General features: G+C 62.8%; 30 protein-coding genes. 15 read left to right on the top strand and 15 right to left on the bottom strand.

What is annotated here, in order from left to right; all coding sequences use genetic code 11:
* Nucleotides 1-49 precede the first annotated feature (49 nt).
* From ESZ60_RS02045 to ESZ60_RS02035, 3 genes are all read right to left on the bottom strand, one after another.
* Complete coding sequence (locus ESZ60_RS02045) at nt 50-730, bottom strand: NAD-dependent deacylase (protein WP_134678752.1); 681 nt, start codon at nt 728-730, stop codon at nt 50-52.
* Between the two features lie 7 nt (nt 731-737).
* The gene (locus ESZ60_RS02040; protein WP_134678751.1) at nt 738-1,043 is read right to left on the bottom strand and encodes a hypothetical protein; all 306 of its coding nucleotides are present in this window, start codon (nt 1,041-1,043) and stop codon (nt 738-740) included.
* 155 nt (nt 1,044-1,198) lie between these two features.
* The gene (locus ESZ60_RS02035; protein WP_134678750.1) at nt 1,199-1,384 is read right to left on the bottom strand and encodes a heavy-metal-associated domain-containing protein; all 186 of its coding nucleotides are present in this window, start codon (nt 1,382-1,384) and stop codon (nt 1,199-1,201) included.
* An 80-nt stretch (nt 1,385-1,464) separates the two neighbouring features.
* On the opposite strand from ESZ60_RS02035, the gene ESZ60_RS02030 reads away from it, so the two are divergent.
* From ESZ60_RS02030 to ESZ60_RS02020, 3 genes are read left to right on the top strand one after another with little or no spacing between them, the layout of a single operon-like run.
* Nucleotides 1,465-2,373, top strand: a complete 909-nt coding sequence (locus ESZ60_RS02030; protein ID WP_134678749.1) for a DMT family transporter — start codon at nt 1,465-1,467, stop codon at nt 2,371-2,373.
* Nucleotides 2,374-2,425: 52 nt separating this feature from the next.
* A complete protein-coding gene (lepA, locus tag ESZ60_RS02025; RefSeq protein WP_134678748.1) occupies nt 2,426-4,225 on the top strand; it encodes a translation elongation factor 4 in 1,800 nt (599 codons plus the stop codon).
* Between the two features lie 40 nt (nt 4,226-4,265).
* The gene (locus ESZ60_RS02020) at nt 4,266-5,177 is read left to right on the top strand and encodes a hypothetical protein (protein ID WP_134678747.1); all 912 of its coding nucleotides are present in this window, start codon (nt 4,266-4,268) and stop codon (nt 5,175-5,177) included.
* Nucleotides 5,178-5,233: 56 nt separating this feature from the next.
* On the opposite strand, the gene ESZ60_RS02015 is transcribed toward ESZ60_RS02020, so the two are convergent.
* The gene (locus tag ESZ60_RS02015) at nt 5,234-5,410 is read right to left on the bottom strand and encodes an entericidin A/B family lipoprotein (RefSeq protein ID WP_134678746.1); all 177 of its coding nucleotides are present in this window, start codon (nt 5,408-5,410) and stop codon (nt 5,234-5,236) included.
* Between the two features lie 199 nt (nt 5,411-5,609).
* On the opposite strand from ESZ60_RS02015, the gene ESZ60_RS02010 reads away from it, so the two are divergent.
* Entirely contained in the window at nt 5,610-5,909 is a 300-nt protein-coding gene (locus ESZ60_RS02010) for a hypothetical protein (RefSeq protein ID WP_134678745.1), read from the top strand.
* Here ESZ60_RS02010 and ESZ60_RS02005 read toward each other — a convergent pair.
* Entirely contained in the window at nt 5,906-6,673 is a 768-nt protein-coding gene (locus tag ESZ60_RS02005) for an alpha/beta fold hydrolase (protein ID WP_167620042.1), read from the bottom strand. The genes ESZ60_RS02010 and ESZ60_RS02005 overlap by 4 nt on opposite strands.
* A 71-nt stretch (nt 6,674-6,744) precedes the next feature.
* On the opposite strand from ESZ60_RS02005, the gene ESZ60_RS02000 reads away from it, so the two are divergent.
* Nucleotides 6,745-7,125, top strand: coding sequence for a hypothetical protein (locus tag ESZ60_RS02000; RefSeq protein ID WP_134678743.1), 381 nt, complete (start codon nt 6,745-6,747; stop codon nt 7,123-7,125).
* A gap of 18 nt (nt 7,126-7,143) precedes the next feature.
* Here the strand turns inward: ESZ60_RS02000 and glyA are convergent, their stop codons facing one another.
* Entirely contained in the window at nt 7,144-8,427 is a 1,284-nt protein-coding gene (glyA, locus tag ESZ60_RS01995; RefSeq protein WP_134678742.1) for a serine hydroxymethyltransferase, read from the bottom strand.
* A gap of 142 nt (nt 8,428-8,569) precedes the next feature.
* Between glyA and ESZ60_RS01990 the strand changes: the two genes are divergently transcribed.
* The gene (locus tag ESZ60_RS01990) at nt 8,570-9,319 is read left to right on the top strand and encodes an NAD kinase (protein WP_134678741.1); all 750 of its coding nucleotides are present in this window, start codon (nt 8,570-8,572) and stop codon (nt 9,317-9,319) included.
* Between the two features lie 32 nt (nt 9,320-9,351).
* Complete coding sequence (locus ESZ60_RS01985; RefSeq protein WP_134678740.1) at nt 9,352-10,947, top strand: peptide chain release factor 3; 1,596 nt, start codon at nt 9,352-9,354, stop codon at nt 10,945-10,947.
* Between the two features lie 39 nt (nt 10,948-10,986).
* On the opposite strand, the gene ESZ60_RS01980 is transcribed toward ESZ60_RS01985, so the two are convergent.
* Nucleotides 10,987-11,409, bottom strand: coding sequence for an OsmC family protein (locus ESZ60_RS01980; protein ID WP_134678739.1), 423 nt, complete (start codon nt 11,407-11,409; stop codon nt 10,987-10,989).
* A gap of 159 nt (nt 11,410-11,568) precedes the next feature.
* Here ESZ60_RS01980 and copM point away from each other — a divergent pair, with 159 nt between their 5' ends.
* Nucleotides 11,569-11,934 carry a CopM family metallochaperone gene (gene copM / locus ESZ60_RS01975; RefSeq protein ID WP_134678738.1) on the top strand — a complete coding sequence of 122 codons (366 nt, stop codon included), beginning with the start codon at nt 11,569-11,571 and terminating at the stop codon, nt 11,932-11,934.
* A gap of 19 nt (nt 11,935-11,953) precedes the next feature.
* Here the strand turns inward: copM and ESZ60_RS01970 are convergent, their stop codons facing one another.
* Entirely contained in the window at nt 11,954-13,087 is a 1,134-nt protein-coding gene (locus ESZ60_RS01970; RefSeq protein WP_134678737.1) for a deoxyguanosinetriphosphate triphosphohydrolase, read from the bottom strand.
* 74 nt (nt 13,088-13,161) lie between these two features.
* On the opposite strand from ESZ60_RS01970, the gene ESZ60_RS01965 reads away from it, so the two are divergent.
* Together ESZ60_RS01965 and xth are read left to right on the top strand one after the other, a co-directional pair.
* Entirely contained in the window at nt 13,162-13,497 is a 336-nt protein-coding gene (locus ESZ60_RS01965; RefSeq protein ID WP_167620036.1) for a HesB/IscA family protein, read from the top strand.
* Between the two features lie 38 nt (nt 13,498-13,535).
* Nucleotides 13,536-14,321: an exodeoxyribonuclease III gene (xth, locus tag ESZ60_RS01960; RefSeq protein ID WP_134678736.1), complete on the top strand. Its 786-nt coding sequence runs from the start codon at nt 13,536-13,538 to the stop codon at nt 14,319-14,321.
* A gap of 3 nt (nt 14,322-14,324) precedes the next feature.
* On the opposite strand, the gene ESZ60_RS01955 is transcribed toward xth, so the two are convergent.
* From ESZ60_RS01955 to ESZ60_RS01950, 3 genes are read right to left on the bottom strand one after another with little or no spacing between them, the layout of a single operon-like run.
* Nucleotides 14,325-14,675, bottom strand: a complete 351-nt coding sequence (locus tag ESZ60_RS01955; protein WP_134678735.1) for a hypothetical protein — start codon at nt 14,673-14,675, stop codon at nt 14,325-14,327.
* Complete coding sequence (locus tag ESZ60_RS21660; protein ID WP_280633991.1) at nt 14,675-14,809, bottom strand: hypothetical protein; 135 nt, start codon at nt 14,807-14,809, stop codon at nt 14,675-14,677. The genes ESZ60_RS01955 and ESZ60_RS21660 overlap by 1 nt, the downstream gene beginning before the upstream one ends.
* Entirely contained in the window at nt 14,806-16,662 is a 1,857-nt protein-coding gene (locus ESZ60_RS01950; protein WP_134678734.1) for an extracellular solute-binding protein, read from the bottom strand. The genes ESZ60_RS21660 and ESZ60_RS01950 overlap by 4 nt, the downstream gene beginning before the upstream one ends.
* A 277-nt stretch (nt 16,663-16,939) precedes the next feature.
* Here ESZ60_RS01950 and ESZ60_RS01945 point away from each other — a divergent pair, with 277 nt between their 5' ends.
* On the top strand, nt 16,940-17,722 hold the full coding sequence (locus ESZ60_RS01945; protein WP_134678733.1) for a 3-hydroxybutyrate dehydrogenase: 783 nt from the start codon (nt 16,940-16,942) through the stop codon (nt 17,720-17,722).
* On the opposite strand, the gene ESZ60_RS01940 is transcribed toward ESZ60_RS01945, so the two are convergent.
* The 4 genes from ESZ60_RS01940 to ESZ60_RS01925 form a co-directional block, all read right to left on the bottom strand.
* A complete protein-coding gene (locus tag ESZ60_RS01940; protein WP_134678732.1) occupies nt 17,719-18,198 on the bottom strand; it encodes a dihydrofolate reductase in 480 nt (159 codons plus the stop codon). The two genes, ESZ60_RS01945 and ESZ60_RS01940, sit on opposite strands and share 4 nt — an antisense overlap.
* On the bottom strand, nt 18,198-19,013 hold the full coding sequence (locus ESZ60_RS01935; protein ID WP_134678731.1) for a thymidylate synthase: 816 nt from the start codon (nt 19,011-19,013) through the stop codon (nt 18,198-18,200). The genes ESZ60_RS01940 and ESZ60_RS01935 overlap by 1 nt, the downstream gene beginning before the upstream one ends.
* Nucleotides 19,014-19,085: 72 nt before the next feature.
* On the bottom strand, nt 19,086-19,994 hold the full coding sequence (locus tag ESZ60_RS01930; RefSeq protein WP_134678730.1) for an SMP-30/gluconolactonase/LRE family protein: 909 nt from the start codon (nt 19,992-19,994) through the stop codon (nt 19,086-19,088).
* Nucleotides 19,995-20,029: 35 nt separating this feature from the next.
* Entirely contained in the window at nt 20,030-20,995 is a 966-nt protein-coding gene (locus tag ESZ60_RS01925) for a GntR family transcriptional regulator (protein WP_134678729.1), read from the bottom strand.
* Between the two features lie 56 nt (nt 20,996-21,051).
* Between ESZ60_RS01925 and ESZ60_RS01920 the strand changes: the two genes are divergently transcribed.
* The 4 genes from ESZ60_RS01920 (at nt 21,052) to ESZ60_RS01905 (ending at nt 24,595) form a co-directional block, all read left to right on the top strand.
* A complete protein-coding gene (locus tag ESZ60_RS01920; protein WP_134678728.1) occupies nt 21,052-22,104 on the top strand; it encodes an Ldh family oxidoreductase in 1,053 nt (350 codons plus the stop codon).
* Between the two features lie 132 nt (nt 22,105-22,236).
* Nucleotides 22,237-22,944, top strand: coding sequence for a FadR/GntR family transcriptional regulator (locus ESZ60_RS01915; RefSeq protein ID WP_134678727.1), 708 nt, complete (start codon nt 22,237-22,239; stop codon nt 22,942-22,944).
* A gap of 40 nt (nt 22,945-22,984) precedes the next feature.
* Complete coding sequence (locus ESZ60_RS01910; protein ID WP_134678726.1) at nt 22,985-23,959, top strand: sialic acid TRAP transporter substrate-binding protein SiaP; 975 nt, start codon at nt 22,985-22,987, stop codon at nt 23,957-23,959.
* 63 nt (nt 23,960-24,022) lie between these two features.
* A complete protein-coding gene (locus tag ESZ60_RS01905; RefSeq protein ID WP_134678725.1) occupies nt 24,023-24,595 on the top strand; it encodes a TRAP transporter small permease in 573 nt (190 codons plus the stop codon).
* The last annotated feature ends 1 nt before the right edge of the window (nt 24,596 follow it).

The raw sequence follows: 24,596 nt of genomic DNA, 5'->3' as shown, positions 1-24,596 counted from the left end.
CCCGGAATGGGTGGCGGATTGCGCTGGCAGCGTCAAGCGCGCTTGGCCGTCAGACGCAGAGTTCCGCCACCCATTGCGGCACCAGTTGCGACGCGGGGCCGATCCGGTGTTCGTCGAAATCCCGGCTGACGGCCGAGGCCGACAGGTTCAGTTCGACCGTTTTCGCGCCTGACCGGCGCGCATGCTGGGCAAATCCCGCGGCCGGATAGACCTGACCCGAGGTGCCGATTGCCGCGAACAGCTCGGCTGCCTCGACCGATTGCCAGATTTCCTCCATGTGATAGGGCGTCTCGCCGAACCAGACGATGTCGGGGCGGGTCTGCGCCTTACCGCAATGCGGACAAAGATCGAGCGATCGCATGGTCAGAGGCGCGGGCCAGCGCCTGCCGCAGGCGGCGCAAAGCGCGCAGAGCAGGCTGCCATGCATATGGATCACATCCGGGGAACCGCCGCGCTCATGCAGGTCGTCGACATTCTGCGTGATCAGGGTCACGTCATGGCGCAGCGCCAGCTTGGCCAAGGCCCGATGCGCGGCATTGGGCTGGGCGCGGGCCGCATCCGCCCGGCGCATGTTGTAGAACCGATGCACAAGCACTGGATCGCGCTGAAAGGCCTCGGGCGTGGCCACGTCATCGACGCGGTGATCCTCCCACAGGCCTTCCGTGTCGCGAAACGTCCTGAGCCCGCTTTCGGCCGAGATCCCGGCACCGGTCAGAACGGCGATGCGCATCTGTGGCCTAGCGCGCGCAATAGGCCTCGGCGGCCGAGGCGAAACGCATGTAGCGGTCCCAGAAGGCGTTGTCGGCGACGGTCTTGGACATGCGCACGGTCTGGGCCTCGTCCGCATCGGTAAAGAATCGCGCCGCACGCCGCTGGTCCGAGCGCGACAGCGTCTGGTTCGCGACCTGCTGAATACAGCCGCAGAGGTTGCGATTGCTCGCGCGTCGGTCGGATTTCGCACAGGCGCTGTCAATGGGGCCGGCAACGGCAAGCGGCGCGGTCAGGGCCACCGCGGCCGCGGCGATGATCAGGCGGTTCAACATCACTGTCTCCTCGGATCGGATCATGCGGCGGGGCTGGACACCCTCACGAGGCCGCGTCTTATCCGGCGAAGGTTAACAGGAAATGCGCTTTGGCTCAATCGCGCTGGTCTGGCCAGTCTTGGCGGGGTGGCGGAAACTGGCCGCAAGATGTGCCGTCACGCGGGTTCCGGACTGTATCCGGCATCGCGAATCACCTGCGCGGCCCGGGCGGCGTCGAGGCCCTCGATCTCGACCGAGCGGCGCGACAGATCGCTCTGCGCACGGCCCCCGGCCTCGGCGATGGCACGCTCGATGGCCGCGCTGCAATGGCCGCAACTCATATCTTCGACATGGAAGCGCATCGTCGTTCCTTTCCATCTGGACCGCCAGATCATCGCGGCATATGGCAGGCTCTGCAATTCCTACAACCGAGGTCCTTTCGATGGGCGGCGAAAATTTTCGTGCGGCGACGCTGATGCTCGTCTCGATGGTGCTGTTCGCCGTCGAGGACATGTTCATCAAGCTGCTGTCCAAGGGCCTGCCCTTTGCCGAGGTGCTGGGCATCATCGGCCTTTTGGGCTGGCTTTGTTTCTGGGCCATGCTGAAGATGCAGGGCGGGAACATGTGGACCCGTGACCTGATCCGCCCGCAGGTCGTGCTGCGCAATGTCTCGGAAGCCGTGGGCTCCATCGGGATCGTGGTGGCATTGGCGTTGACGGAACTGTCCTCGACCGCGGCGATCATGCAGGCGCTGCCGCTCGCGATCGTGCTGGGCGCGGCTGTTTTCTTGGGCGAGCCGGTCGGCTGGAGGCGCTGGACCGCGATCGGCGTCGGCTTCCTTGGGGTGCTGCTGGTCTTGCGGCCGGGGCTTGGCGATTTCCAGCCCGCCTCGCTGATGGCGCTGGTCGCGGTGATCGGCCTTGCCGCGCGCGACCTCGTCACCCGGCGCGTCCCCTCGCAGATCCACTCGCTGCAGCTTGCGGCCTCGGCCTTCTTTGCCATCCTGCTGGCCTCGATCGCGATGGGGATCGTGCTGGGGCAGGAATTCGTCATCCCGAGCCCGCTGCAGGCCCTGCAATTCGCGGGCTGCATAGCGGTCGGCGTCGCGGGCTATGCGCTACTGGTCACTGCCACCCGCATCGGCGAGGCTGCGGCGCTTGCGCCCTTCCGCTATGCCCGCCTCGTCTTTGCGCTGACGCTTGCCGTGATCGTCTTTGGCGAGCGACCCGATGCACTGACGCTCAGTGGCGCAGGTCTGATCGTCGCCTCGGGCTGCTACGCGATGTGGCGGGAGGCGCTCTTGCGCCGCCGCCAGCTTCGTGACGCAGGGCTCTCACCGCTGCGCAGCTGACCCTCGTGCGTTCCCTCTTCCCGCAAACCCATTTCCCCAGTATAGCCGCGCCATGACCGACCTTGATCTCATCAGAAACTTCTCGATCGTGGCCCATATCGACCACGGCAAATCCACCTTGGCCGATCGGCTGATCCAGATGACGGGCACGGTCGCCGAACGCGACATGAAAGCCCAGCTGCTGGACAGCATGGATATCGAGCGCGAACGCGGCATCACCATCAAGGCCAATACCGTCCGGATCGAATATCCGGCCAAGGATGGTCGCAAATATGTGTTGAACCTGATCGACACCCCCGGCCATGTCGACTTCGCCTATGAGGTCAGCCGCTCGATGCGCGCGGTCGAGGGCTCGCTTCTGGTCGTCGATGCCAGCCAAGGCGTCGAGGCGCAGACGCTGGCAAACGTCTACCAAGCGATCGACGCGGGCCATGACATCGTCCCGGTGCTGAACAAGATCGACCTTCCCGCCGCCGAGCCGGACCGGGTCAAGGAAAACATCGAGGACGTGATCGGCATCGACGCCCATGACGCGATCGAGATCTCGGCCAAGACCGGCCTCGGCATTCCGGACGTGCTGGAAGCCATCGTCACCCGCCTGCCGGCCCCCAAGGGCGACCGCAACGCGCCGCTGAAGGCCATGCTGGTCGACAGCTGGTATGATGCCTATCTGGGCGTCGTCGTCATGATCCGCGTCATGGATGGCGTGATCCGCAAGGGCGACCGCATCAAGATGATGCAGACGGGCGCGCTTTACGGCATCGACAAGCTCGCGGTCCTGAAGCCGGCGATGGTCGATATCGCGGAACTCGGGCCGGGCGAGATCGGCGTGCTGACCGCATCCATCAAGCAGGTCCGCGACACTCGCGTCGGCGACACCATCACCCATGAGAAAAAGGGCACCGACACGCCTCTGCCGGGCTTCAAGCCTGCGCAACCGGTGGTGTTCTGCGGGCTTTTCCCGGTCGATGCGAACGATTTCGAGGCGCTGCGTGACGCGATCGAAAAGCTCGCGCTGAACGATGCAAGCTTCAGCTATGAGATGGAAACTTCGGCTGCCCTAGGCTTCGGCTTCCGCTGCGGCTTCCTTGGCCTGCTGCATCTCGAGGTGATCCGCGACCGTCTGGAGCGCGAATACGATCTCGACCTGATCACCACCGCGCCCTCGGTCGTGTTCAAGCTGCACATGAAGGACGGCGAAGTGCGCGATCTGCACAACCCCGCCGACATGCCCGACCTGACCTATGTCGACCACATCCAAGAGCCGCGCATCAAAGCGACGATCATGGTGCCGGACGAATATCTGGGCGACGTGCTGAAGCTGTGCCAGGACCGTCGCGGCATCCAGATGGATCTGACCTATGCGGGGAACCGGGCCATGGTGGTCTATGACCTGCCGCTGGCCGAGGTGGTCTTCGACTTCTACGACCGCCTGAAATCGGTGACCAAGGGCTATGCCTCGTTCGACTACCAGATCAGCGAATATCGCGAGGATTTCCTCGTGAAGATGTCGATTCTGGTAAACGATGAGCCGGTCGATGCGCTGTCGATCATGGTCCACCGCGACCGCGCGGAAAGCCGTGGCCGCGTCATGGTCGAGAAGCTCAAAGAGCTGATCCCGCGCCACATGTTCAAGATCCCGATTCAGGCCGCCATCGGCAGCCGCGTGATCGCGCGCGAGACGCTCTCGGCGATGCGCAAGGACGTGACCGCGAAATGCTATGGCGGCGACGCCACGCGGAAAAAGAAGCTTCTGGAGAAGCAGAAGGCCGGTAAGAAGAAGATGCGGCAATTCGGCAAGGTCGAAATCCCGCAGACGGCGTTTATCCAAGCGCTCAAGATGGATGGGTGAGGCGGCCAAGAGCCCGTTTCATAAGAGATATGGCGATCTCATGTCCGAGACCGGGATCGCCAATTTGGATGAATGCTTAAGTAAATATCTGCGGCTACGGAAGTACGGAATTTATCCTCCTCCGCCACTTTCGGACGTAAGGTATATTCGTACATACGGACAAGTCGGCTGCAATTACATGCTCGCACTCGAACTGGCCGTTTGGGCGCACAATCTATTTTTGAATAGTTGCATTCAAGCGCGAGCGCTGTCGCGAGGTGAAACAGAGCATCTCGATCCTGTCATTTCTAGCCGATGCAGCATGTCGGGTTATCTTGAGCAGTTATTGGTTACTTTTCTGCCCGCAGCGGCGGCCGGACACGAAGTGTCTCTGCGTGCTCTGGCCCGCTGTGTTTACGAAGGCGAAAGAATGGCTACCTGGCTCGTGGGGAGCGACGATGCTGCGGTAGAAATGTTCGAGACCCGAAATAAGGCTGATCGCTACTGGGCCCGCAGCAAGGGAAAGTACACCAAACAGGCGCAGTCCTTTTGGAGTGAGCAATCAAAGCTTCCAGATGCGGCGAAGGTTGCTCGGGCGGAATATCAGGGCCGGGAATATGGCTACTTCTCCGAGGCCGTTCACCCCTCCTACCAAGCTGGCAACTATTACTTTCGCCATTTCGTCGATGTGGTACTCAAACCCGAGCGGGAACGTGAATTCGTTCACGCGCGCGTGTTTGACCTCGTGCTGGATGCGATCCTGATCTTTACAAACTTCGCGATGGCTATTCTGGAGCGTGAATTACTCGCGCGCAGATGGCCGTCACACCTGGAAACCGCGATTGCCTCGGCTCAAATGAGCCATGAATTGGTGCGATGCTCCAGCAGCTTATGGTCCGAGGTCAGAGCCAATCGAAGGCTTGGTGATTGGCATCACGCTTACTTCGTTCAGGCATGTCCAGATCTGCCATAGGGGTTCAGAGAGGCGGTCTCGCAAGATAAGGGGCCGCCCCGGGTTTCCACCTCGCGTCAATAGGGCGGGGGTGAAGCGTAGGGCTGTTGCCCGATCTGGGTCTGGCTGTTTGCCGCCTGATCGGTCAGCAGGGCGCCTGCGGTCTGCATGTCGCGGCCCGCGCCCTGCATGGTCTCGCAAGCGGAAAGGGCCATTACGGCCAGAATTGGCGCAAGGGGAATAAAACGGCGCATTGATTGCTCCTTGTCGTTGACTGCTCTTCGGGGATCGAGCCTAGGCCAAGCGCGGCGGGATTGCCGCTCACACAAGCGCGAGATGGGCGGATGATCGGCGGAAATGCCCGCTTTCCCGAGAGGATGCGCGGATGCCCGCCGAACGCTGGCGCGTCAGATCGTTAGGCATTGGTTAACCTGTTTCGCGGATCAATGGGACATGCGCCCGATGATCCTTGCCTTGCTTCTTCTCGCCTCCTGCGCCTCGCCCGCGCCGGAATATCTAGGTGCCCGGCGGCATGACCTCGACGTTGAAGACATCCGTTTTTCGGTCTTCGTAAAGCCGAACGAGGCCGAGGTGATCCGCCTTGGCTATCTTTCGCGCAAGGATCGCAGGCGCGTTCCCGACCTGATGATGCGCGCCGCCGAAGAGGCGAGCGGTTGCAAAGCCATCGCCAACAGTCTCAAGACCCGCATCCCCGGAGACACCGGAGAGGGCAGGGTCGGTTTGCGCTGTTAGCCGAAGAATTCGGCGACGGTATCGGCCACTTCGCTCGGGCGGTCGGCATGAAGCCAATGGCCCGATCCGGCGAGGAACCTGATCTTCGCCTGCGGAAGATGCGCGCGGATCGCCTCGACCTGTGGCTCGCGGACATAATCGGATTCGGCACCGGCCAGGACCAGAACGGGGCCGTCGAACGTGGCCTTGGGCGCATCCGAGGGCCACCCCACGAGGGTGGGCATCTGTTCGCGCAGGGTCGCGAGATTGAACTTCCAGCGCGGCGGGAGCGATTTCAAATCCAGAGATTGCAGCAAGAAGGCGCGCACACCCGGCGTATCGACATAGTCGCCCAGCCGGCGATCGGCCTCGGAGCGCAGTTTCAGGTCCCTCAGATCCACCGCCTCCATCGCATCGATCAGGGGAGTCTGCGTATGGCCATAGGCAAAGGGCGCGATGTCCAGAACCGCGAGGCGGCGCACCAGTTCGGGATGCGTCAGCGCCAGCATCATGGCGGCTTTCCCGCCCATGGAATGGCCCAGCACATCGGCCTGACCGCCCTGGGCGCGGATGATCTCTGCCAGATCGCCCGCCAAGGCGGGATAGCTGTGGTCGGGGTCGTGAAAACTGTCGCCATGGTTGCGCATATCGAGTGATATCACCCGTCGCGTCTCGGCCAGCCTGCGCGCCAGCCCGCCAAGGTTCTTTCCCGATCCGAACAGCCCATGTGCCAAAAGCACGGGGGCTTGGGTCGAATCCTCTCCGGTCAGGGTCATGTTCAACATCATGGCGGCACCGTAACGGCACTGGCGAAGGACTGCCAGAGGCGCTAGCCTCGAAAAAAAAGGGTGTGAGCATGATAGATGAAATCAGGCCCAAGGCAGATGAGGTGGCAAGCCTGATGGCGGCGCGTTTCGGCGGTGTCCGGCGCGGTCACAGGGTGGATCTGGGTGAGATGCTGAAGCGGCGCGGCGGTGCTCTGCCACGCAAGCTGCGGCGCGAGGCGCAGTTCATGGCAAGGGCCGATCTGATGGCCGGACATCCGAAACTGGCGCGGCAAGTCGATTTTCAGAAATTCGACACGGCCTATCGAGCTTTGACCGGCTATCTGCAGCCGCTGGGCCGGGCGGGGCGGATCGGAGGTGGCTTGCTGGGCGTCGCCGCGAGCATCGTCTTTGGTCTGATGATCCTCGGCCTGATCGCGCTTTGGATCGTGACGGCGCGCGGGCTCGTCTGAGCCCGCGCGACCGATTTCTTACATATCGGCGTAAAGCGGGAAGCGCGCGCAGAGCGCCTCGACCTCGGCCTTGACCTTGGCCTCGACCTCGGCATTGCCCTCATCGCCATTGGCGGCAAGGCCATCGACGACCTCGACGATCCAGCGGGCGATCTGGCGGAACTCCTCTTCCTTGAAGCCGCGGGTGGTGCCTGCCGGCGCGCCCAGACGGATGCCCGAGGTCACGAAGGGTTTTTCCGGATCGAACGGCACGCCGTTCTTGTTGCAGGTGATATGGGCGCGACCCAGCGCGGCCTCGGTCGCCTTGCCGGTGACGCCTTTGGGGCGCAGGTCGGCGAGGCAGAGGTGGTTGTCGGTGCCGCCCGAAACGATGTCGATGCCGCCCTTCATCAGCTCATCGGCCATGGCCTGCGCGTTTTTAACGACCTGGGCCGCGTAATCCTTGAAGCCGGGGCGCAGCGCTTCGCCAAAGGCCACGGCCTTGGCGGCGATCACATGCATCAGCGGGCCGCCCTGCAGGCCGGGGAAGACCGCCGAGTTGATCTTCTTGGCGATGTCGGCATCGTTGGTCAGCACCATGCCGCCACGCGGGCCGCGCAGCGATTTATGCGTGGTGGTGGTCACGACATGGGCATGCGGCAGCGGCGAGGGGTGCTGGCCGCCGGCCACGAGGCCCGCGATATGGGCCATGTCGACCATCAGGTAGGCGCCGACTTCGTCCGCGATCTTGCGGAATTCGGCCCAGTCCCAGATGCGTGAATAGGCGGTGCCACCCGCGACGATCAGCTTGGGCTTGCTTTCCAGCGCCTTCCTGCGGATTTCTTCCATGTCCAAGAGCTGGTCCTGCTGGCGCACGCCGTAGCTGACGACGTTGAACCATTTCCCGGACATGTTCACCGGCGAACCGTGGGTCAGGTGGCCGCCCGAATTCAGGTCGAGACCCATGAAGGTGTCGCCCGGCTGCAGCAGCGCGAGGAACACGGCCTGGTTCATCTGCGAGCCCGAATTCGGCTGGACGTTCGCGAATTCGCAGCCGAAGAGTTGCTTGGCACGCTCGATCGCCAGATTCTCGGCGATATCGACATATTGGCAGCCGCCATAGTAGCGCTTGCCCGGATAGCCTTCGGCATATTTGTTAGTCAGGACCGAGCCCTGCGCCTCGAGCACCGCCTTCGAGACGATGTTCTCGGACGCGATCAACTCGATCTCGTCGCGCTGGCGACCCAGTTCCTTGCGGATGGCGCCAAAGATTTCGGGATCGCGGCTGTCCAGCGTCTCGGTGAAGAATCCGGTATCGGTCATCTGGTCCTCATGTGAAGCGGCTTGCGCGCCTCATAGACCGATTTCTCGCGGCCCGCTAGGACGGATGCGACGCGGGCGCGGTAGATCTTCCATGGTATCGCGGGGGCTTGCGCCGGGCCGCGTCGGGGGCAAGATGGCGCGCATGAAGATGCATTTCATTTCCAGCAGCACCGAGACCGCCGCCGGCGCCGCCGAAACCCTTTCGGCGCGTTACGGTCATGTTCCGATCCGCGAGGCCGAGGTCATCGTCGCATTGGGAGGCGACGGGCTGATGCTGAACGTGATGCATCAGAATCGCGGATTGCCGGTTTACGGCATGAATCGCGGCACGGTCGGCTTCCTGATGAACAACTATTCCGAGGATGGCCTGCCCGAGCGCATCGCCGCCGCCGAGGAAACCGCCATCAACCCGCTCGCCATGACGGCGGGCACCACCGACGGGCACGAGCATTGCGCGCTGGCGATCAACGAGGTGAGCCTGCTGCGCGCGGGGCCGCAGGCGGCGCGCCTGCGCATCTCGGTCAATGGCCGGGTGCGGATGGAGGAACTGGTCTGCGACGGCGCGCTGCTCTCCACGCCCGCCGGTTCGACCGCCTATAACTACTCGGCCAATGGCCCGATCCTGCCCTTGGGCTCGGATGTGCTGGCGCTGACCGCGATCGCCGCCTTCCGGCCGCGGCGCTGGCGAGGTGCGATCCTGCCCAATTCGGCGACGCTGCGTTTCGACGTGCTCGACCCCGACAAGCGGCCGGTCATGGCGGATGCCGATTCGCGCGGCGTCGATTCGGTCCTGTGGGTCGAGATCAGGACCGAGACCTCGATCAATCACCGCCTGCTTTTCGACCCCGGCCATGGTCTGGAGGAAAGGCTGATGCGCGAACAATTCGTTTGAGGCTGGACGCCCGGCAAGGTAAAGGGCCGGGCATGAGCAACCAACCCGTCCTTCCGCCCGAAATCGCCCGCCGCCGGACCTTTGCGATCATTTCGCATCCCGACGCCGGCAAGACCACGCTGACCGAAAAGTTCCTGCTCTTCGGGGGCGCGATCCAGATGGCCGGTCAGGTCCGCGCCAAGGGCGAGGCGCGGCGCACGCGCTCGGACTTCATGAAGATGGAGCAGGATCGCGGCATCTCGGTCTCGGCATCCGCCATGTCGTTCGAATTCGGGCAATACCGCTTCAACCTCGTCGACACGCCCGGCCACAGCGATTTCTCGGAAGACACCTATCGGACGCTGACCGCCGTGGACGCCGCGATCATGGTGATTGACGGCGCGAAGGGCGTCGAAAGCCAGACCCGCAAGCTCTTCGAGGTCTGCCGTCTGCGCGATCTGCCGATCCTGACCTTCTGTAACAAGATGGACCGGGAAAGCCGCGACACCTTCGAGATCATCGACGAGATTCAGGAAAACCTCGCCATCGACGTGGCTCCGGTGTCTTGGCCCATCGGCATGGGCCGCGATTTCATCGGCGCATACGACCTGCTGAACGACCGCCTTGAGATCATGGACCGCGCCGACCGCAACAAGGTCGCGGAAACCGTGCAAATCTCGGGTCTGGACGATCCGAAGCTTGCCGATCACGTCCCCGCCGACTTGCTTGCCAAGCTGCGCGAGGAACTGGAGATGGCGCGCGAGTTGCTGCCCGCCTTTGACCGCCAGAGCTTCCTCGAAGGGCACATGACCCCGATCTGGTTTGGCTCGGCGATCAACAGCTTCGGCGTCAAGGAATTGATGACCGGCATCGGTGAATTCGGCCCCGAGCCGCAGCCCCAGCATTCCGCCGAGCGCGAGATTGGCGCGGAGGAAAAGCCCGTCACCGGTTTCGTCTTCAAGGTGCAGGCCAATATGGACCCCAAGCACCGCGACCGCGTGGCTTTCGTGCGCCTTGCTTCGGGCCACTTCGAACGCGGCATGAAACTGCTCCATGTCCGCTCGAAAAAGCCCATGGCGGTGTCGAACCCGGTCCTTTTCCTTGCCGCCGACCGCGAACTGGCCGAAGAGGCCTGGGCGGGCGACATCATCGGCATTCCGAACCACGGCCAGCTGCGCATCGGCGATGCGCTGACCGAGGGCGAGACGCTGCGCTTCACCGGCATCCCCAGCTTCGCGCCGGAACTCTTGCAGACCGTCCGCGCGGGCGACCCGATGAAGGCCAAGCATCTGGAAAAGGCGCTGATGCAATTCGCCGAAGAGGGCGCGGCCAAGGTCTTCAAGCCGATGATCGGCTCGGGCTTCATCGTCGGCGTCGTCGGCGCGCTGCAATTCGAGGTTCTGGCCAGCCGGATCGAGATCGAATACGGGCTGCCCGTGCGCTTCGAATCCTCGCAATTCACCAGCGCCCGCTGGGTCGCCGGGCCCAAGGACGATGTCGAGAAATTCGCCCAGTCCAACAAGGGCCATATGGCGCAGGACCATGACGGGGATCTGGTCTACCTCACGCGGCTGCAATGGGATATCGACCGCGTGAGCCGCGATCATCCCGAATTGAAGCTGACGGCGACCAAGGAAATGATGGTCTGATCGAAAACGGCGCCCTTGGGCGCCGTCCTTCATTCCGCCTCAGCCGACCGTCACGTCCAGCGTAATCTCGGCATTCAGCACCTTGCTGACGGGGCAGTTCTTTTCCGCCTTATGCGCGCATTCCTCGATCAGGCTGGCATCGCCATTGCCCTTGATCCGCGTCGTCAGATGGGCCGTCTTGATCGAGAAACCGCCCTCTTCCTTGGCCAGCCCGATTTCCGAACTGGTCTCGATCTGGACGCCGGTGACGCCTGCCTCTTGCAGGATCAGAGACAGAGCCATGCTGAAGCAGGCGGCATGCGCCGCGCCGATCAGTTCCTCGGGGTTGGTGCCCGGCAGCCCCTCGAAGCGCGTATTGAAGCCATAGGGCTGATCCTTAAGCGCGCCGGACTTGGTCGAGATAAGCCCCTTGCCGTCCTTGATGCCGCCTTCCCATTTCGCAGAGCCGGAATTGACGATCATGGTCAGTCTCCTTTTTGGCTGAGGTTCGCGGCCCAACGCGCGAGCCGTCGCGCGGTTTCATCTGCGGCAGATTGTCACGAAAGCGCCATCTGACAGGTTTGTCATTTCCGATTCCGCACCGACAGCGGCTTGATAAGCCACGCAAAGCAGGAGGAACATATGCGCAAATCCTTTACCGCCGCAGCGCTTGCCGCTCTGGTCGCCATGCCCGCCATCGCGCAGGACCATGCGGTGCACGCCATGGATCATGGTGCCGAGGCCGTTGCCCCCTCGACCGAGGGTTACATGAAGGCGATGGACAAGATGCATCAGGACATGGCCATCGAATATACCGGGAATGCCGATATCGATTTCATGCGCGGCATGATTCCGCATCATCAGGGCGCGATCGACATGGCCAAGGTCGCGCTGGAGCATGGCGAAGACCCCGAGGTGCGCAAGCTCGCAGAAGAGGTCATTCGCGCGCAGGAAGCCGAGATCGCCATGATGCAGGAATGGCTGAAAGCGAAGGACAAGACCGAGTAGGGGCCCGCGCCCCAGCCCGTCACAAAAGCCGCTCTGCCTCCTGAATGGCAAAGCGGTCGGTCATGCCGGCGACATAGTCCAGCACGACGCGGGCGCGGCCGGTCTCGTCTCCGGCCGCCTCAGCCGCCGCCAGCCAATGTTCCGGCATCTGCGAGGGATCGTTCAGGAATAGCGGGAAAAGCCCGTTCAGCATCTCGGTCACACGCTGGCGTTCGACCACGACCGAGGGCGCGCGGTACATGCGCTGGAACAGGAACAGCTTGATCGCCTTGAGATTCTGGTAAAGCGGCTTCGAGAAGCGAATGATCGGACCGTCCATGTCGCGGATGTCCTGCACCGATTGCGGCTGCAACGCGGTCAGGCGGTTCTGGGCGACGGCGATCACATCCTCGACCATGACGCCAAAGACGCGGCGCAGGGCCTCATGGCGGCGGCGCATGGCGTCAAGACCGGGATGCAGGCGGTCGACCTCGGCGAAGGCCTCGCCGACGACGGGCAGTTCCGCCAGATCCTCTTCGGTGAAAAGCCCCGCGCGCAAGCCGTCATGCAGATCGTGATGGTTATAGGCCACGTCATCGGCGACGGCGGCGACCTGCGCCTCGGCGCTGGCATTGCCGGAAAGCTCGAGATCCCATTCGGCGTTCACCTCGGCCAGCGCATAGGGCAGGTCGCCGGTGACCGGGCCGTTATGCTTGGCGATGCCTTCTAGGCTTTCCCAAGTCAGATTGAGCCCGTCGAAATCGGCATAATGGCGTTCCAGCTTGGTCACGATCCTGAGCGCCTGCGCATTGTGATCGAAGCCACCATAGGGCTGCATCAAGGCCGCCAGCGCGTCCTCGCCGGTATGGCCGAAGGGCGGGTGGCCAAGATCATGGGCCAGCGCCACCGTCTCGGCGAGGTCCGGGTTCAGGCCCAGCACGCCCGCGATGGTGCGGGCGACCTGCGCCACCTCGATCGTATGGGTCAGGCGGGTGCGGTAATAATCGCCCTCATGCTCGACAAAGACCTGCGTCTTGTGCTTCAGGCGGCGGAAGGCCGAGGAATGGATGATCCGGTCGCGGTCGCGCTGCCACGGGCTGCGAAAGGTGGACATGCGTTCCGGCCAGTGGCGGCCACGGCTGTCTTCGGGTTTGCAGGCATAGGGTGCAGTCATTCGTCCGGCATTCCTTGCGAGGTCTTCACCTGAAGCCTATATTTCAGATTCACGGACGGAAACGAGAACGCAGCATGAACATGGACCTGAACCTGCCTCCCAAGGTCACATCCCGCGCCTTCGCGCGTCTGGCCGAGATCAATTCCAGCGGCCCGGCCCGGCCGCTGCGCGTCGCGGTCTCGGGCGGCGGCTGCTCGGGATTTCAATATGATATCCGCCTTGACGAGGCGGCCGAGGATGACCTGATCCTTGCCGCGGACGGGCAAAGCGTCGTGGTCGATCCGGTTTCGCTGCCCTTCCTTGCGGGGGCGGTGATCGACTTCACCGACGAATTGATCGGCGCGCGCTTCGTGATCGAGAACCCGAATGCCAGCTCGTCCTGCGGCTGCGGCACGTCATTCTCGATCTGATCTGGCCTTAGGCTTTGCGCGCGGCTAGTCTCGCGCGCATGAAAATCGCGACCTTCAATATCAACGGCGTCCGCGCCCGCATCGAAACCCTGACCGGCTGGCTGAGCGAGGCGCAGCCCGATGTCGTCGTCCTGCAAGAGATCAAGACCCAGGACGAGGCCTTCCCCGCCGAGCCGATCGCGGATCTGGGCTATCATCTGGAGACCCACGGGCAAAAGGGCTTCAACGGCGTCGCGATCCTGTCGAAGCTGCCGCTCGAGGATGTCATGCGCGGCCTGCCGGGCGACGAGGGCGACGAGCAGTCGCGCTATATCGAGGCGACGGTGGTGGGCCAGAAGGCGGTGCGCATCGCCGGGCTTTATCTGCCCAATGGCAATCCCCAGCCGGGGCCGAAATTCGACTATAAGCTCGCATGGATGGAGCGGTTACGCGCCCGCGCCCGCGTGCTGCGCGAAATGGAAATCCCTGCGGTGATGCTGGGCGATTACAATGTCATCCCCGAGCCGCGAGATGCCGCCCACCCCGAGAAATGGGTGAATGACGCGCTATTCCAGCCCGAAAGCCGGGCAGCGCTGCGGCGCATCATCCATGATGGCTGGTCGGATGCGGTGCGACTGCGCGATCCGGACAATACGCGCGGCCCCTTTACCTTCTGGGACTACCAGGCGGGTGCCTGGCAGAGAGACAACGGGATCCGGATCGACCATGTGCTGCTGTCGCCGCAAGCCGAGGATCTGCTGATCGACCTTGGCATCGACCGCGACGAGCGGGCCAAGGACAAACCCAGCGACCATGTCCCGGTCTGGGTCGACCTCGACGCCTGATTTCTAGACACGGTTCTCGTCACCATCGCCGCGCACTTCGTCATCATCGCCGAAGCGCGCGTCATCGTCATATTCATCCTCGCCTTCGCCGACATATTTGGACGACAAGGCGATCGAATGATTGTCATGCGACGGGTCCATGACGATATCCGAGGGGATCTCGCCCGCGAGCCATTCGCGGATCTCATCCCTTGTCTCGGCGACCTCCTGGCCTGTCACTTCGCAGATATAGCGGATGAAGGCGCGCTGGTCGCCGTCGATCTCATCCAGATCGCCTTCGTCTGCCTCGGGCCATTTCTCAAGGATCGCCTCGAAGAAAGCTGGCCAGTTCTCTTGGACATGTGCCCATTTCATCAGTAACCTGGTCCTCCCATCATGCCCTGTCCCCAGCGCGCGACGCCGGTGATGTCCTCGCCCACGCCGGCGACAGTGTTACATCCGGCCAACGCCAGAAGGGTGATAAGGGTTGCGATGCGCGTCAATCTCAATTCCTTTCCTCGTGCCACCATGTTTCTGGCATGAATCCCGGCCAGTCGCCATAAAGCGGTGTATTTTCAGGGTAATGCAGGTCGGATTTGTGAGCCAAACGAGAAATTCGTGAATAGCTGACCGGTATGACATAGCGCCCTGCCGTCAGCACCCGGTCCAGCGCCCGAACGGCGCTGCGATAATCCTCGAGGCTGGAGGCGCGGGTCATCTCGGCGATCATCGCCTCGGCGGCGGGGGATTTCATGCCCATCCAGTTGCGGGTTCCGGATTTTTCCACCCCGGCAGAGCCCCAATACAGCATCTGCTCATTGCCCGGAGACAGCGACAGGCCGCGTTCATACCAGGTCATGTCGAATTGGTAATTGTTCGTGCGTTCGACATATTGCGCGGAATCGAGCAGCGTGACCTGCGGGCGGATCCCCAGGTTTCGCAGGGATTCGACATAGATGTCGACAATCTGGCGCATCTCCGAGGCCGAACGCATGGCGCTGCCCGACTGGTTCAAGAGGATCTCGAAGGCAAAGGGGCGGCCCTGCGCATTGCGCAATTCGCCCTGCTGCACGGTCCAGCCCGCTTGCGCGAGCAGGTCCAGCGCGGCGCGGATGCCTTTGCGGTCGATATGGCGTTCGCCGCCTTCGGGCAGGGCATAGCCCTCGAGCGTGCCGAGCGGCAGGTCGGCGGCAAAGGGGGCGAGAAGCTCGGCCTCGCGGCCGGTGGCGGGACCGGGCTGCATCGTCAGTTCCGAATTCGAGAAATAGCTGGTGATGCGCGGGTCCTTGCCCCCCGACAGCGTCATATTGATGAAGCGATAGTTGAAGGCGTCGATCAGGGCCTGCCGCACCCGCCAATCGGCGAAGGCCGGGTTTCGCGTGTTCATCACCAGACCCATGATCCCCGAAGGACGCTGATGCGGGATCTCGGATTTCACCACACGGCCGTCGCGCATGGCGGGGAAATCGAAGTCCCGGTCCCAGCGCGCGGCGACGGATTCGCGCCAGATGTCGATCTCGCCGGCCTTGAAGGCCTCGAACATGGCATTGGCATCTCCGAAATAGTCGTAGCGGATCTCGTCGAAATTATGCATCCCGCGATTGACCGGCAGATCACGGCCCCAATAATCCGGGTTTCGACGGAAGGAGATGGCGCGCCCGGGATCGACCTTGTCGATGATGTAAGGCCCCGAGCCGATGGGCGGCGTCAGGCCGGACTGGCTGAAATCGTGACCTTCCCATTGCGCCTTTTTCAGGATGGGCCGCATTCCCATCAAAAGCGCCAGTTCGCGGTCCACCACGCTGAAGGTGAAGCGGACCGAGCGCGGGCCGGTCTGCTCGATCCGGGCGACCTTGGCCCAGACACCGATGTAGCGCGGATGGCCCTTGGTCCCCAGCGTCTGGAAGGACCAGAGCACATCCTCGACCGTCACGGGCGTTCCGTCCGAGAAACGCGCCTCGGGACGCAGGGTGAACTCGACCCATGTCCGGTCCGGATCGGTCTCGACCGTTTCGGCGAGCAACCCGTAAAGCGTGAAGGGCTCATCGATCGAGCGCGTCATCAGCGTTTCGGCCAGCAGGCCCGGCTGGGTGAAGATAGGAAAAACCGGGTTCCCCATCAGAATCCAAGGATTGAGCGAATCGAAGCTGCCGGATTCCGCCAGTCGAATCGTGCCGCCCTTGGGCGCATCGGGATTGGCATAAGGCAAATGCGAAAAGCCCGGTTCCAGCGCCGGTTCTCCATACATTGCAATAGCATGTGACGGTTCGGCGGCACTTGCCAGCGGCATCGCTGCAACACACACGCCCAAGGCGAGTACCCGCCAGATCGCGGATTCGTTAGAAAATTTGAAGAATCTCATGCTCGATCGCCCTGTTTTTCGGGTCGCTGGTTTTGCCCGGGATCAGATTAGCGATCCATTCGCCCTGTGGCAAACTTACCCATTGGACTCATCTGGCGAAAAGCGTATAGATAAATCACTGCTCGATAGGTTTCTTGCCTGTATGAAACCTGCCTCATGACTGGCGCCCGCCTTGTGCGGGCGTTTTTTTTATGGCTTGTCGCTCCCCTCCGCCACCTTGTGCAGTTGCAGCATTTTCCCCATTCTGCCGCCGTGACGCATTCGGAGGAGACAGGTCATGTTTGCAAGGTTCCTGACGGGCAAGATGGCGGTGGTGACCGGCTCGAATTCGGGCATCGGACTGGGCGTCGCGGTCGAACTGGCCAAGGCGGGCGCGGATATCGTCCTGAACAGCTTCACCGACAGTCCCGAGGATCATGCCCTGGCCAAGAGCCTCGCGGCCGAGCATGGCGTCACCGCGCGTTACATCCGGGCCGATATGTCGAAAGCCGAAGAGTGCCGCGCGCTGATCGAGACGGCCGGGCGCTGCGACATTCTCGTCAACAATGCCGGCATCCAGCATGTCGCTCCGATCCCGGAATTTCCGGTTGAGAAATGGGATGCAATCATTGCGATCAACCTCAACTCGGCCTTTCACACCACGGCGATCGCCTTGCCGATGATGCGCGCGGCGGGCTGGGGTCGGGTCATCAACATCGCCTCGGCGCATGGATTGACCGCGAGCCCTTTCAAATCGGCCTATGTCGCGGCCAAGCACGGCATCGTCGGCCTGACCAAGGTCACCGCGCTGGAAACCGCGACCGACCCGATCACCTGCAACGCGATCTGCCCCGGCTACGTGCTGACGCCGATCGTCGAGAAGCAGATCCCCGACCAGATGAAGACCCATGGCATGAGCCGCGAAGAGGTCATCGCCAAGGTCATGCTGCAGCGGCAGCCCTCGGGGCAATTCGCCACGGTCGAGCAGATGGGCGGCACGGCGGTCTACCTGTGCTCGGCCGCCGCCGATCAGGTCACCGGCACGACGATTTCCGTCGATGGCGGCTGGACCGCCCTTTAACGGCGGCGGACCAGCTCACGCAGGGTGAATTCGGGCCCCTCGCCGGGAAGCCGGCGGCGCGCCAGCTCGATCCATCCGCTTTCGTCGAAGCGGGGGAAGAAGGCGTCGGCGGCCTCGATCTCCAGCGCGACCTCGGTCAGCATCAGCCGGTCGGCCAAGGGCAGCATCTCGCGATAGATCGCCTCGCCGCCGATGCCGTAGATGCGGCTATAACCTGCCTCCTGCGCCAGCGCGATCGCCTCAGGGCCAGATCCCGCGACGTTCTCGGCCAGCGCATGATCGCGCGAGACGACGATGTTCAACCGGTTCTTCAGCGGCTTGAAGGGCAGGCTGTCCCAGGTCCGCCGGCCCATGATGACAGCCCCGCCCGTTGTTTCGCGCTGGAACATCTTCAGATCCTCGGGCGAATGCCAGGGGATCTGGTTGTCCTTGCCAATGGCGGAATTGCGGGCGCGGGCGACGATCAGGGTCAGCATCAGACCGCCACCGGGGCCTTGATCGCCGGGGCGGGATCGTAATCGAGAAACTCGAAATCCTCGAAGCGGAAATCGAAGATCGACTTGACCTCGCGGGTGATGCGCAGCCGGGGCAGGGGGCGCGGGTCGCGGGAAAGCTGGGTCGCCACCTGATCCATATGGTTCGAATAGATATGCGCATCGCCCATCGTATGGATGAAATCGCCTGGCTCGTATCCCGTGACATGGGCCAGCATATGGGTCAGCAACGCATATGAGGCGATATTGAACGGCACGCCCAGGAACATGTCGGCCGAGCGCTGGTAAAGCTGCAGATGCAGCTTGCCCTGTTGGATGCGCACCTGCCACAGCGTATGGCAGGGCGGCAGCGCCATCCGATCGACCTCGCCGGGATTCCAGGCCGAGACGATCAGGCGGCGCGAATCCGGGGTCTTGCGGATGCGCTCGACCAATTCGGCGATCTGATCGACTTCGCCCGTGACGACGCGCCCATCCTCTTCGCGGAGGGTCGGGAAATGCCGCCATTGATGGCCATAGACCGGCCCGAGGTCGCCATTCTCATCCGCCCATTCGTCCCAGATCGAGACACCGTTTTCCTTGAGGTAGCGGATATTCGTCTCGCCCGAGAGGAACCACAAAAGCTCATGCACGATCGATCGCAGATGCAGTTTCTTGGTGGTGACCAGCGGAAACCCTTCGGCCAGCGGATAGCGGCATTGCAGCCCGAAATGCGAGATCGTTCCGGTCCCGGTGCGGTCTGTCGACGGCATGCCCTGGTCAAGGACTAAGCGCAGCGCATCCAGATATTGCCGCATCGGGGATTCCTTCCGGTTCAGATTGCCATCGCGAACTAGCGCATAGCGCGGTCGAATTCCAGCCGCTCGGCGTCAGGCGGGCCAGTCCGCGGCAGCCGCATTGACCGCAATCTGATAAAGGCTGGTCGTCGCCGTAATGAAGAGCCGATTGCCACGCGCCCCGCCGAAACAGATGTTCGACACGACCTCGGGGACCAGGATCTTGCCCAGCAGAACCCCGTCCGGGGCAAAGACATGCACGCCATCCGCCGCCGAGGACCACAGGTTGCCATTCGCGTCGCAGCGGATCCCGTCGGGCCGCCCCCGGTCGATCAGGGCAAAGTCGCGACGGTTTGTCAGCACGCCATCCGGTCCCAGATCGAAGGCGCGAATGGCTGGCGGAGCCTCGGGGTCCTGGCTTCCGCCGGATTCGGCGACGTAAAGCACCTTTTCATCGGGCGAGAAGCACAATCCGTTCGGCTGGACGAAATCGGTGATCACGGCACGCGGCGCGCCGCCCCCGGGCGGCAGGCGATAGACGAAGCTGCCCTCCTGTTCGGGGTCCGCTTTGTAGCCCTCGAGATTCGAAAGAATGCCGTAGGTCGGATCGGTGAACCAGACGCTGCCATCCGAATGCACGATCAGGTCATTGGGCGAGTTCAGACGCTTGCCGCCGTGATGCGAGGCGAGAATCGAGCGGCTGCCGTCATGTTCGGTGCGCACGACCCCGCGCATCCCGTGATGGCATGTGACAAGGCGGCCCTGCGGATCACGGGTGTTCCCGTTCGAATAATCCGAATCCTCGCGAAAGATCGAGCAACCCGTCTCGGCGGTCCAGCGCATCATGCGATGGGCGGGAATGTCCGAGAAAAGCAGCATCTGGGCCGCCGGGAACCAGACCGGACCCTCGGTCCATTCGAAGCCGGTCCCGATCTGGCGCAGCTGTGCATTGGCATGGATCAGCGCGCGAAAGCGGGGGTCTCGCTGCTCATAAACGGTCATGGACGGCTCCTGTCTCTTGTGATGGTCTCACAGCATCAAATGCGTTCAAGATAGGCAAGCGGGTCAGGCTGGATCATGTCCCTGACCGCCTCGACGCGCAGCATCGAGCGCCGCCGCGAGATGCGCAGATGGGCGACCAGCGCGGCCTTTGCGCCTTCCAGATCCCCAGTGCCCATACGATTGACGATTTCCAGATGCTCGCCCAGGAAAGGTTCCGTGCCGAATAGCTCCAGCGTCAGCTGATAGAGCATGTGATGCGCGATCAGCAGGGATTGCGGCAGTCGCAGCGCCCGGATCAGCGCGTCATTGCCGCAATGGGACAGAAGCTCGACGTGAAGCTGGTGTTCAAGCCGGTCCAGCAGGGCGGCATTGCGCTCGGCTTCGGGGGCCATCGCGGCCTCTAGCTCGGCCTGCATCGCGCCCAGCATGTCAGCGGGCAGATGCGGCAGCGCCTTTTCCATGGCCACGGGTTCGAGCAGCCAGCGCAGTTCGAACAATTCGTCGATGTGATGCGATGTCAGACCCGGAGCGAGCCAGCGGCCGCTGTCATCCTTGCGCAGCAATCCGCGATTCTGCAGTCTTGCCACCACATCGCGGGCGACGGTGCGGCTGACACCGTAATGGCGGGCAAGCTGCGCCTCGTTCAGACGCCAACTGCCAAAGGACGTGCGGGAAACCACTTCCATCTCGATCTCGGGATAGAGCATTTCCCAGCCGGGCTGCGCGACAAGCTGCGGGCGTGACAATGCCGGGCCGCCCGTGCCGCCCGGCGCGGAGCCCTGGACCTGATAGCGCCCCGAGGACAGCCGCAAAAGCAAACCCACCGCCGCCAGGTCCTCGAGCGCGCGGCGCGCAGGGGCGCGGCTGATCCCGAAGCGCGCCGCAATCCCCATCTGCGTCACCATCGTCCCATGCGGCAGAGCGCCCGCCCGAATCTCGCGGGAAAGCATCTCGGTCGCCTGCTGATAGAGGCGGGGGGCAAGGCGGCTGATCTCGGCCATTGTGCGATGATCCTTGCTATGGATACTGTGTGCAAGAGACAATTGAGGGGGAGACAATGACCGGAGATTATGTCGGACTGCGCGAACTGGAACGATTTTGCCGTGCAGCCTTTCTGGCCTCAGGGGCGAATGAGGCGACCGCCGTCGCGGCCACGCGATCCATGATGCATGGCACGCGTTTCGGCGTGGACAGCCATGGCGTCCGCCTCCTGCCACATTACATCAAGGCGCTCGAAGGAGGGCGGTTGAACTGCAATCCCGAGCCGAGAAAGGTCGGCGGCTTCGGCGCGGTCGAGGTGCTGGATGCGGACCACGCCCAAGGCGCGCTGGGCGGCTATACGGGGATGGAACGTGCCGTGGAACTTGCGCGGCAATTCGGTCTGGGTGCCGTCGCGATCCGCAACAATTCGCATTTCGGTCCCGCCGGGGCCTATTCGCTGGCTGCTGCCGAGGCCGGGTTCATTGGGATAAGCTTTTGTAATTCAGACAGTTTCGTTCGCCTGCATGATGGGGCTGCGCGTTTTCACGGGACCAATCCGATCTCGGTCGCAGTGCCGACCCCAGGCGGCGACCCGTGGTTCCTGGATATGGCGACAAGTTCGATCCCCTATAACCGGGTGCTGCTCTATCGGAGCCTCGGGCAGGACCTGCCCGATTCGGTCGCCTCGGACCCGACCGGCCGGGACGTGACCGACCCCCAGCTTGTCGATATGCTGGCACCGCTCGGCGGGGCCTTTGGCTTCAAGGGCGCGGCACTGGGTGGGGTGGCCGAGATCTTCAGCGCCGTGCTGACCGGCATGAAGCTCAGCTTTGACATTCTGCCGATGGATGGCCCGGATTTCGCGACTCCGCGTCAGATGGGCGCGTTCATGCTGGCCCTGAACCCCGAGGCATTCCTGGACCGCGACCAGTTCCATGCGGGAATGTCTCGATATGTCGAGAGCTTGCGCAATTCCCCGGCCCGCGAAGGATGCCGCGTCATGGCTCCGGGCGATAGGGAATGGGATGTTGCACGCGACCGCGAACGGAACGGGGTGCCGCTCGACCCGACGACGGCGCAGCATTTCCACGAACTTGCCCGGCGTTTTGATATCGCCCCGGTGGCCTGACCAGTTCCCGCAGAGGGTGGTTTTCCTACACCTGAAAAATCTCTTGACCGGTGCGGAAATCGAACCTTAATCTGAAACTGGTCAAACCAGTTTTGGCCAAACGCCGCGAGGAGGCGGCGTTGCGGAGGAAAGATGCTCAATGACCCGCGCCCACGCCGGCAGTATCGGCAGGTGGCTGATCAGATCATGGCGCTTGTCGCCAGCCAGGAACTCGCACCCGGAGAGCGGCTGCCCTCCGAGCGTGATCTGGCCGAATTGCTCAGCGTCTCGCGCCCGTCGCTGCGAGAGGCGCTGATCGCCCTCGAGGTCGAGGGGCAAGTCGAGATCCGCATGGGATCGGGCATTTATGTCGGTGCCGGTCCGGCTGCGGGCGGCGCGGCCCCTATAGACGCCGAGGGCCCGCTGGAAATCCTTCAGGCGCGCAGCATCGTCGAGGCGGCGATCGCCGAAGAGGCCGCGCGCCATGCTTCCCCCGAATTGATCGCAAGGCTGGACGACAACCTGCGCGAGATGGGGGCCGCGCTCGAGGACAGGCCGAGGCTGGTCGCGCTGGACGGGCAATTTCACATCCTGATCGCGGCCGGGGTGGGGAACTCGGTCCTCGCCAACTTTACCCAACAGATCTACGAGAAACGGCTTTCCGCGCTTTTCATGGAATTTTCGAGCCGTTTTGAAGGACCGCGCACCTGGCGCCTGGCGCTTTCCGAACATGGCGCGATCCGCGATGCCATCGCCGATGGCGACGCACCTGCCGCGCGCGAGGCGATGCGCCACCACCTGAGTGAGTCGCAGCGAAGATTTACCGAAAGCTTTCTGGTGGAACGTCACCAGCAAGCCTGACTGCCAAGAAGACTGAACTCAACGCTACTGGGAGGAATGCATGAAGTTCACGATGAAGGGCCTTTTTGGGGTTGCCGCCATGCTGATGGCCAGCACCATCGCAGCCCATGCGCAAACCGCGCTGAAATGGGCCCATGTCTATGAGACATCCGAGCCGTTCCACACGGAATCCGTCTGGGCCGCCGAAGAGATCGCCAAGCGCACCGATGGCCGCTACAAGATCGATGTCTTTCCCGCATCGCAGCTGGGCAAGGAATCCGACATCAACCAGGGGCTCAAGCTCGGCACCGTCGACATCATTATCTCGGGCTCCAGCTTTGCCTCGCGCGATTACAAGCCGATCGGGGTGACCTATTACCCCTATATCTTCCGCGATCCCTCGCATCTGATCGCCTATACGAAAAGCGATGTCTTCAAGAAGCTCGCGCAGGGCTATGAGGACGCGACCGGGAACCATATCACCGCCGTGACCTATTACGGTACGCGCCACACCACCGCGAACAAGGACATCAAGGCCTGCGCCGACATGAACGGGCTCAAGATCCGCGTTCCGGACGTTCCGGCCTATCTGGCGATGCCGCGCGCCTGCGGGGCGAACACCACCCCCATCGCCTTTGCCGAGGTCTATCTGGCGCTGCAGAACGGCACGGTCGAGGCGCAGGAAAACCCGCTCACGACCATCGAGGCCAAGAAGTTCTACGAGGTTCAGAAGAATATCGCCCTGACCGGCCATATCGTCGATCACCTGAACACGGTCGTCTCGAAACAGCTTTGGTCGAGCCTCTCCGACGAGGACAAGCAAATCTTTACCGAGGTCATGCTTGAGGCCGCCGAGCGCGGCACCAAGATCGTCGAAGAGCGCGAGGCCGCGCTGGTCGAGAAGTTCAAGGGCATGGGCATCGGCGTGACCGAGGTCGACAAGGCCGATTTCGAAAAGACCGTGCTGGAAAACGTGAAGCTCGAAGATTTCGGCTATGTCAAAGAGGACTGGGAAGCCATCCGCGCGGTCCAGTAACCCCCATTTGCCCCGGTGTCCCTGGCACCGGGGTTTTCCCGAACCATTACCGGAGCCAGTGACATGGCAGACCAGCAGCACGCCCCCGTCAGCGTGGAAGAAATGGCGCATGCCTTCGAAGAGCATGGCGGTCCCGTCGATCTTTCGCCCTATGCCATCGAGGACTGGCTCACGCTCGTGGTGTTCTGGGGCATGGCCCTTTGCGTCTTCCTGCAGTTCTTCACGCGCTACGCATTGAATAACAGCCTGGCCTGGACCGAGGAAATCGCGGCGAACTGCCTGGTCGTGATCGTTTTCCTGGGGTCGGTCATGTGCGTCCGGATGTGCCGCCATATCATCGTCGACCTGCTCTATAATTTCCTGCCGCAACGGGTGGGCCGCTGGTTGCAGATCGGGGTGGACGTGATCTCGATCGGCTTCTTTGCCTATATGTCCTGGCTGATGTGGCGCTATATCGGCATCGTCGGCAGCGAGCGCATGGTCACGATCGACCTGCCGCGCGGCTATGTGTTCTACACCGTCTTCGCAGCCTTCGTGCTGATGCTGCTGCGCGCGCTTCAGAACTTCGTCCGCGACCTGACCCACCGCAAGACCGTCCGCGAAGAAGCGGCCGAGTCCGGCTATACGGGGATCTGAC

The organism is Paracoccus ravus (genome assembly GCF_004522175.1).
Lineage (GTDB): Bacteria > Pseudomonadota > Alphaproteobacteria > Rhodobacterales > Rhodobacteraceae > Paracoccus > Paracoccus ravus.
The sequence above is the reverse complement of the archived record's forward strand: the minus strand, read 5'-3'. Positions and strand labels throughout refer to the sequence as shown.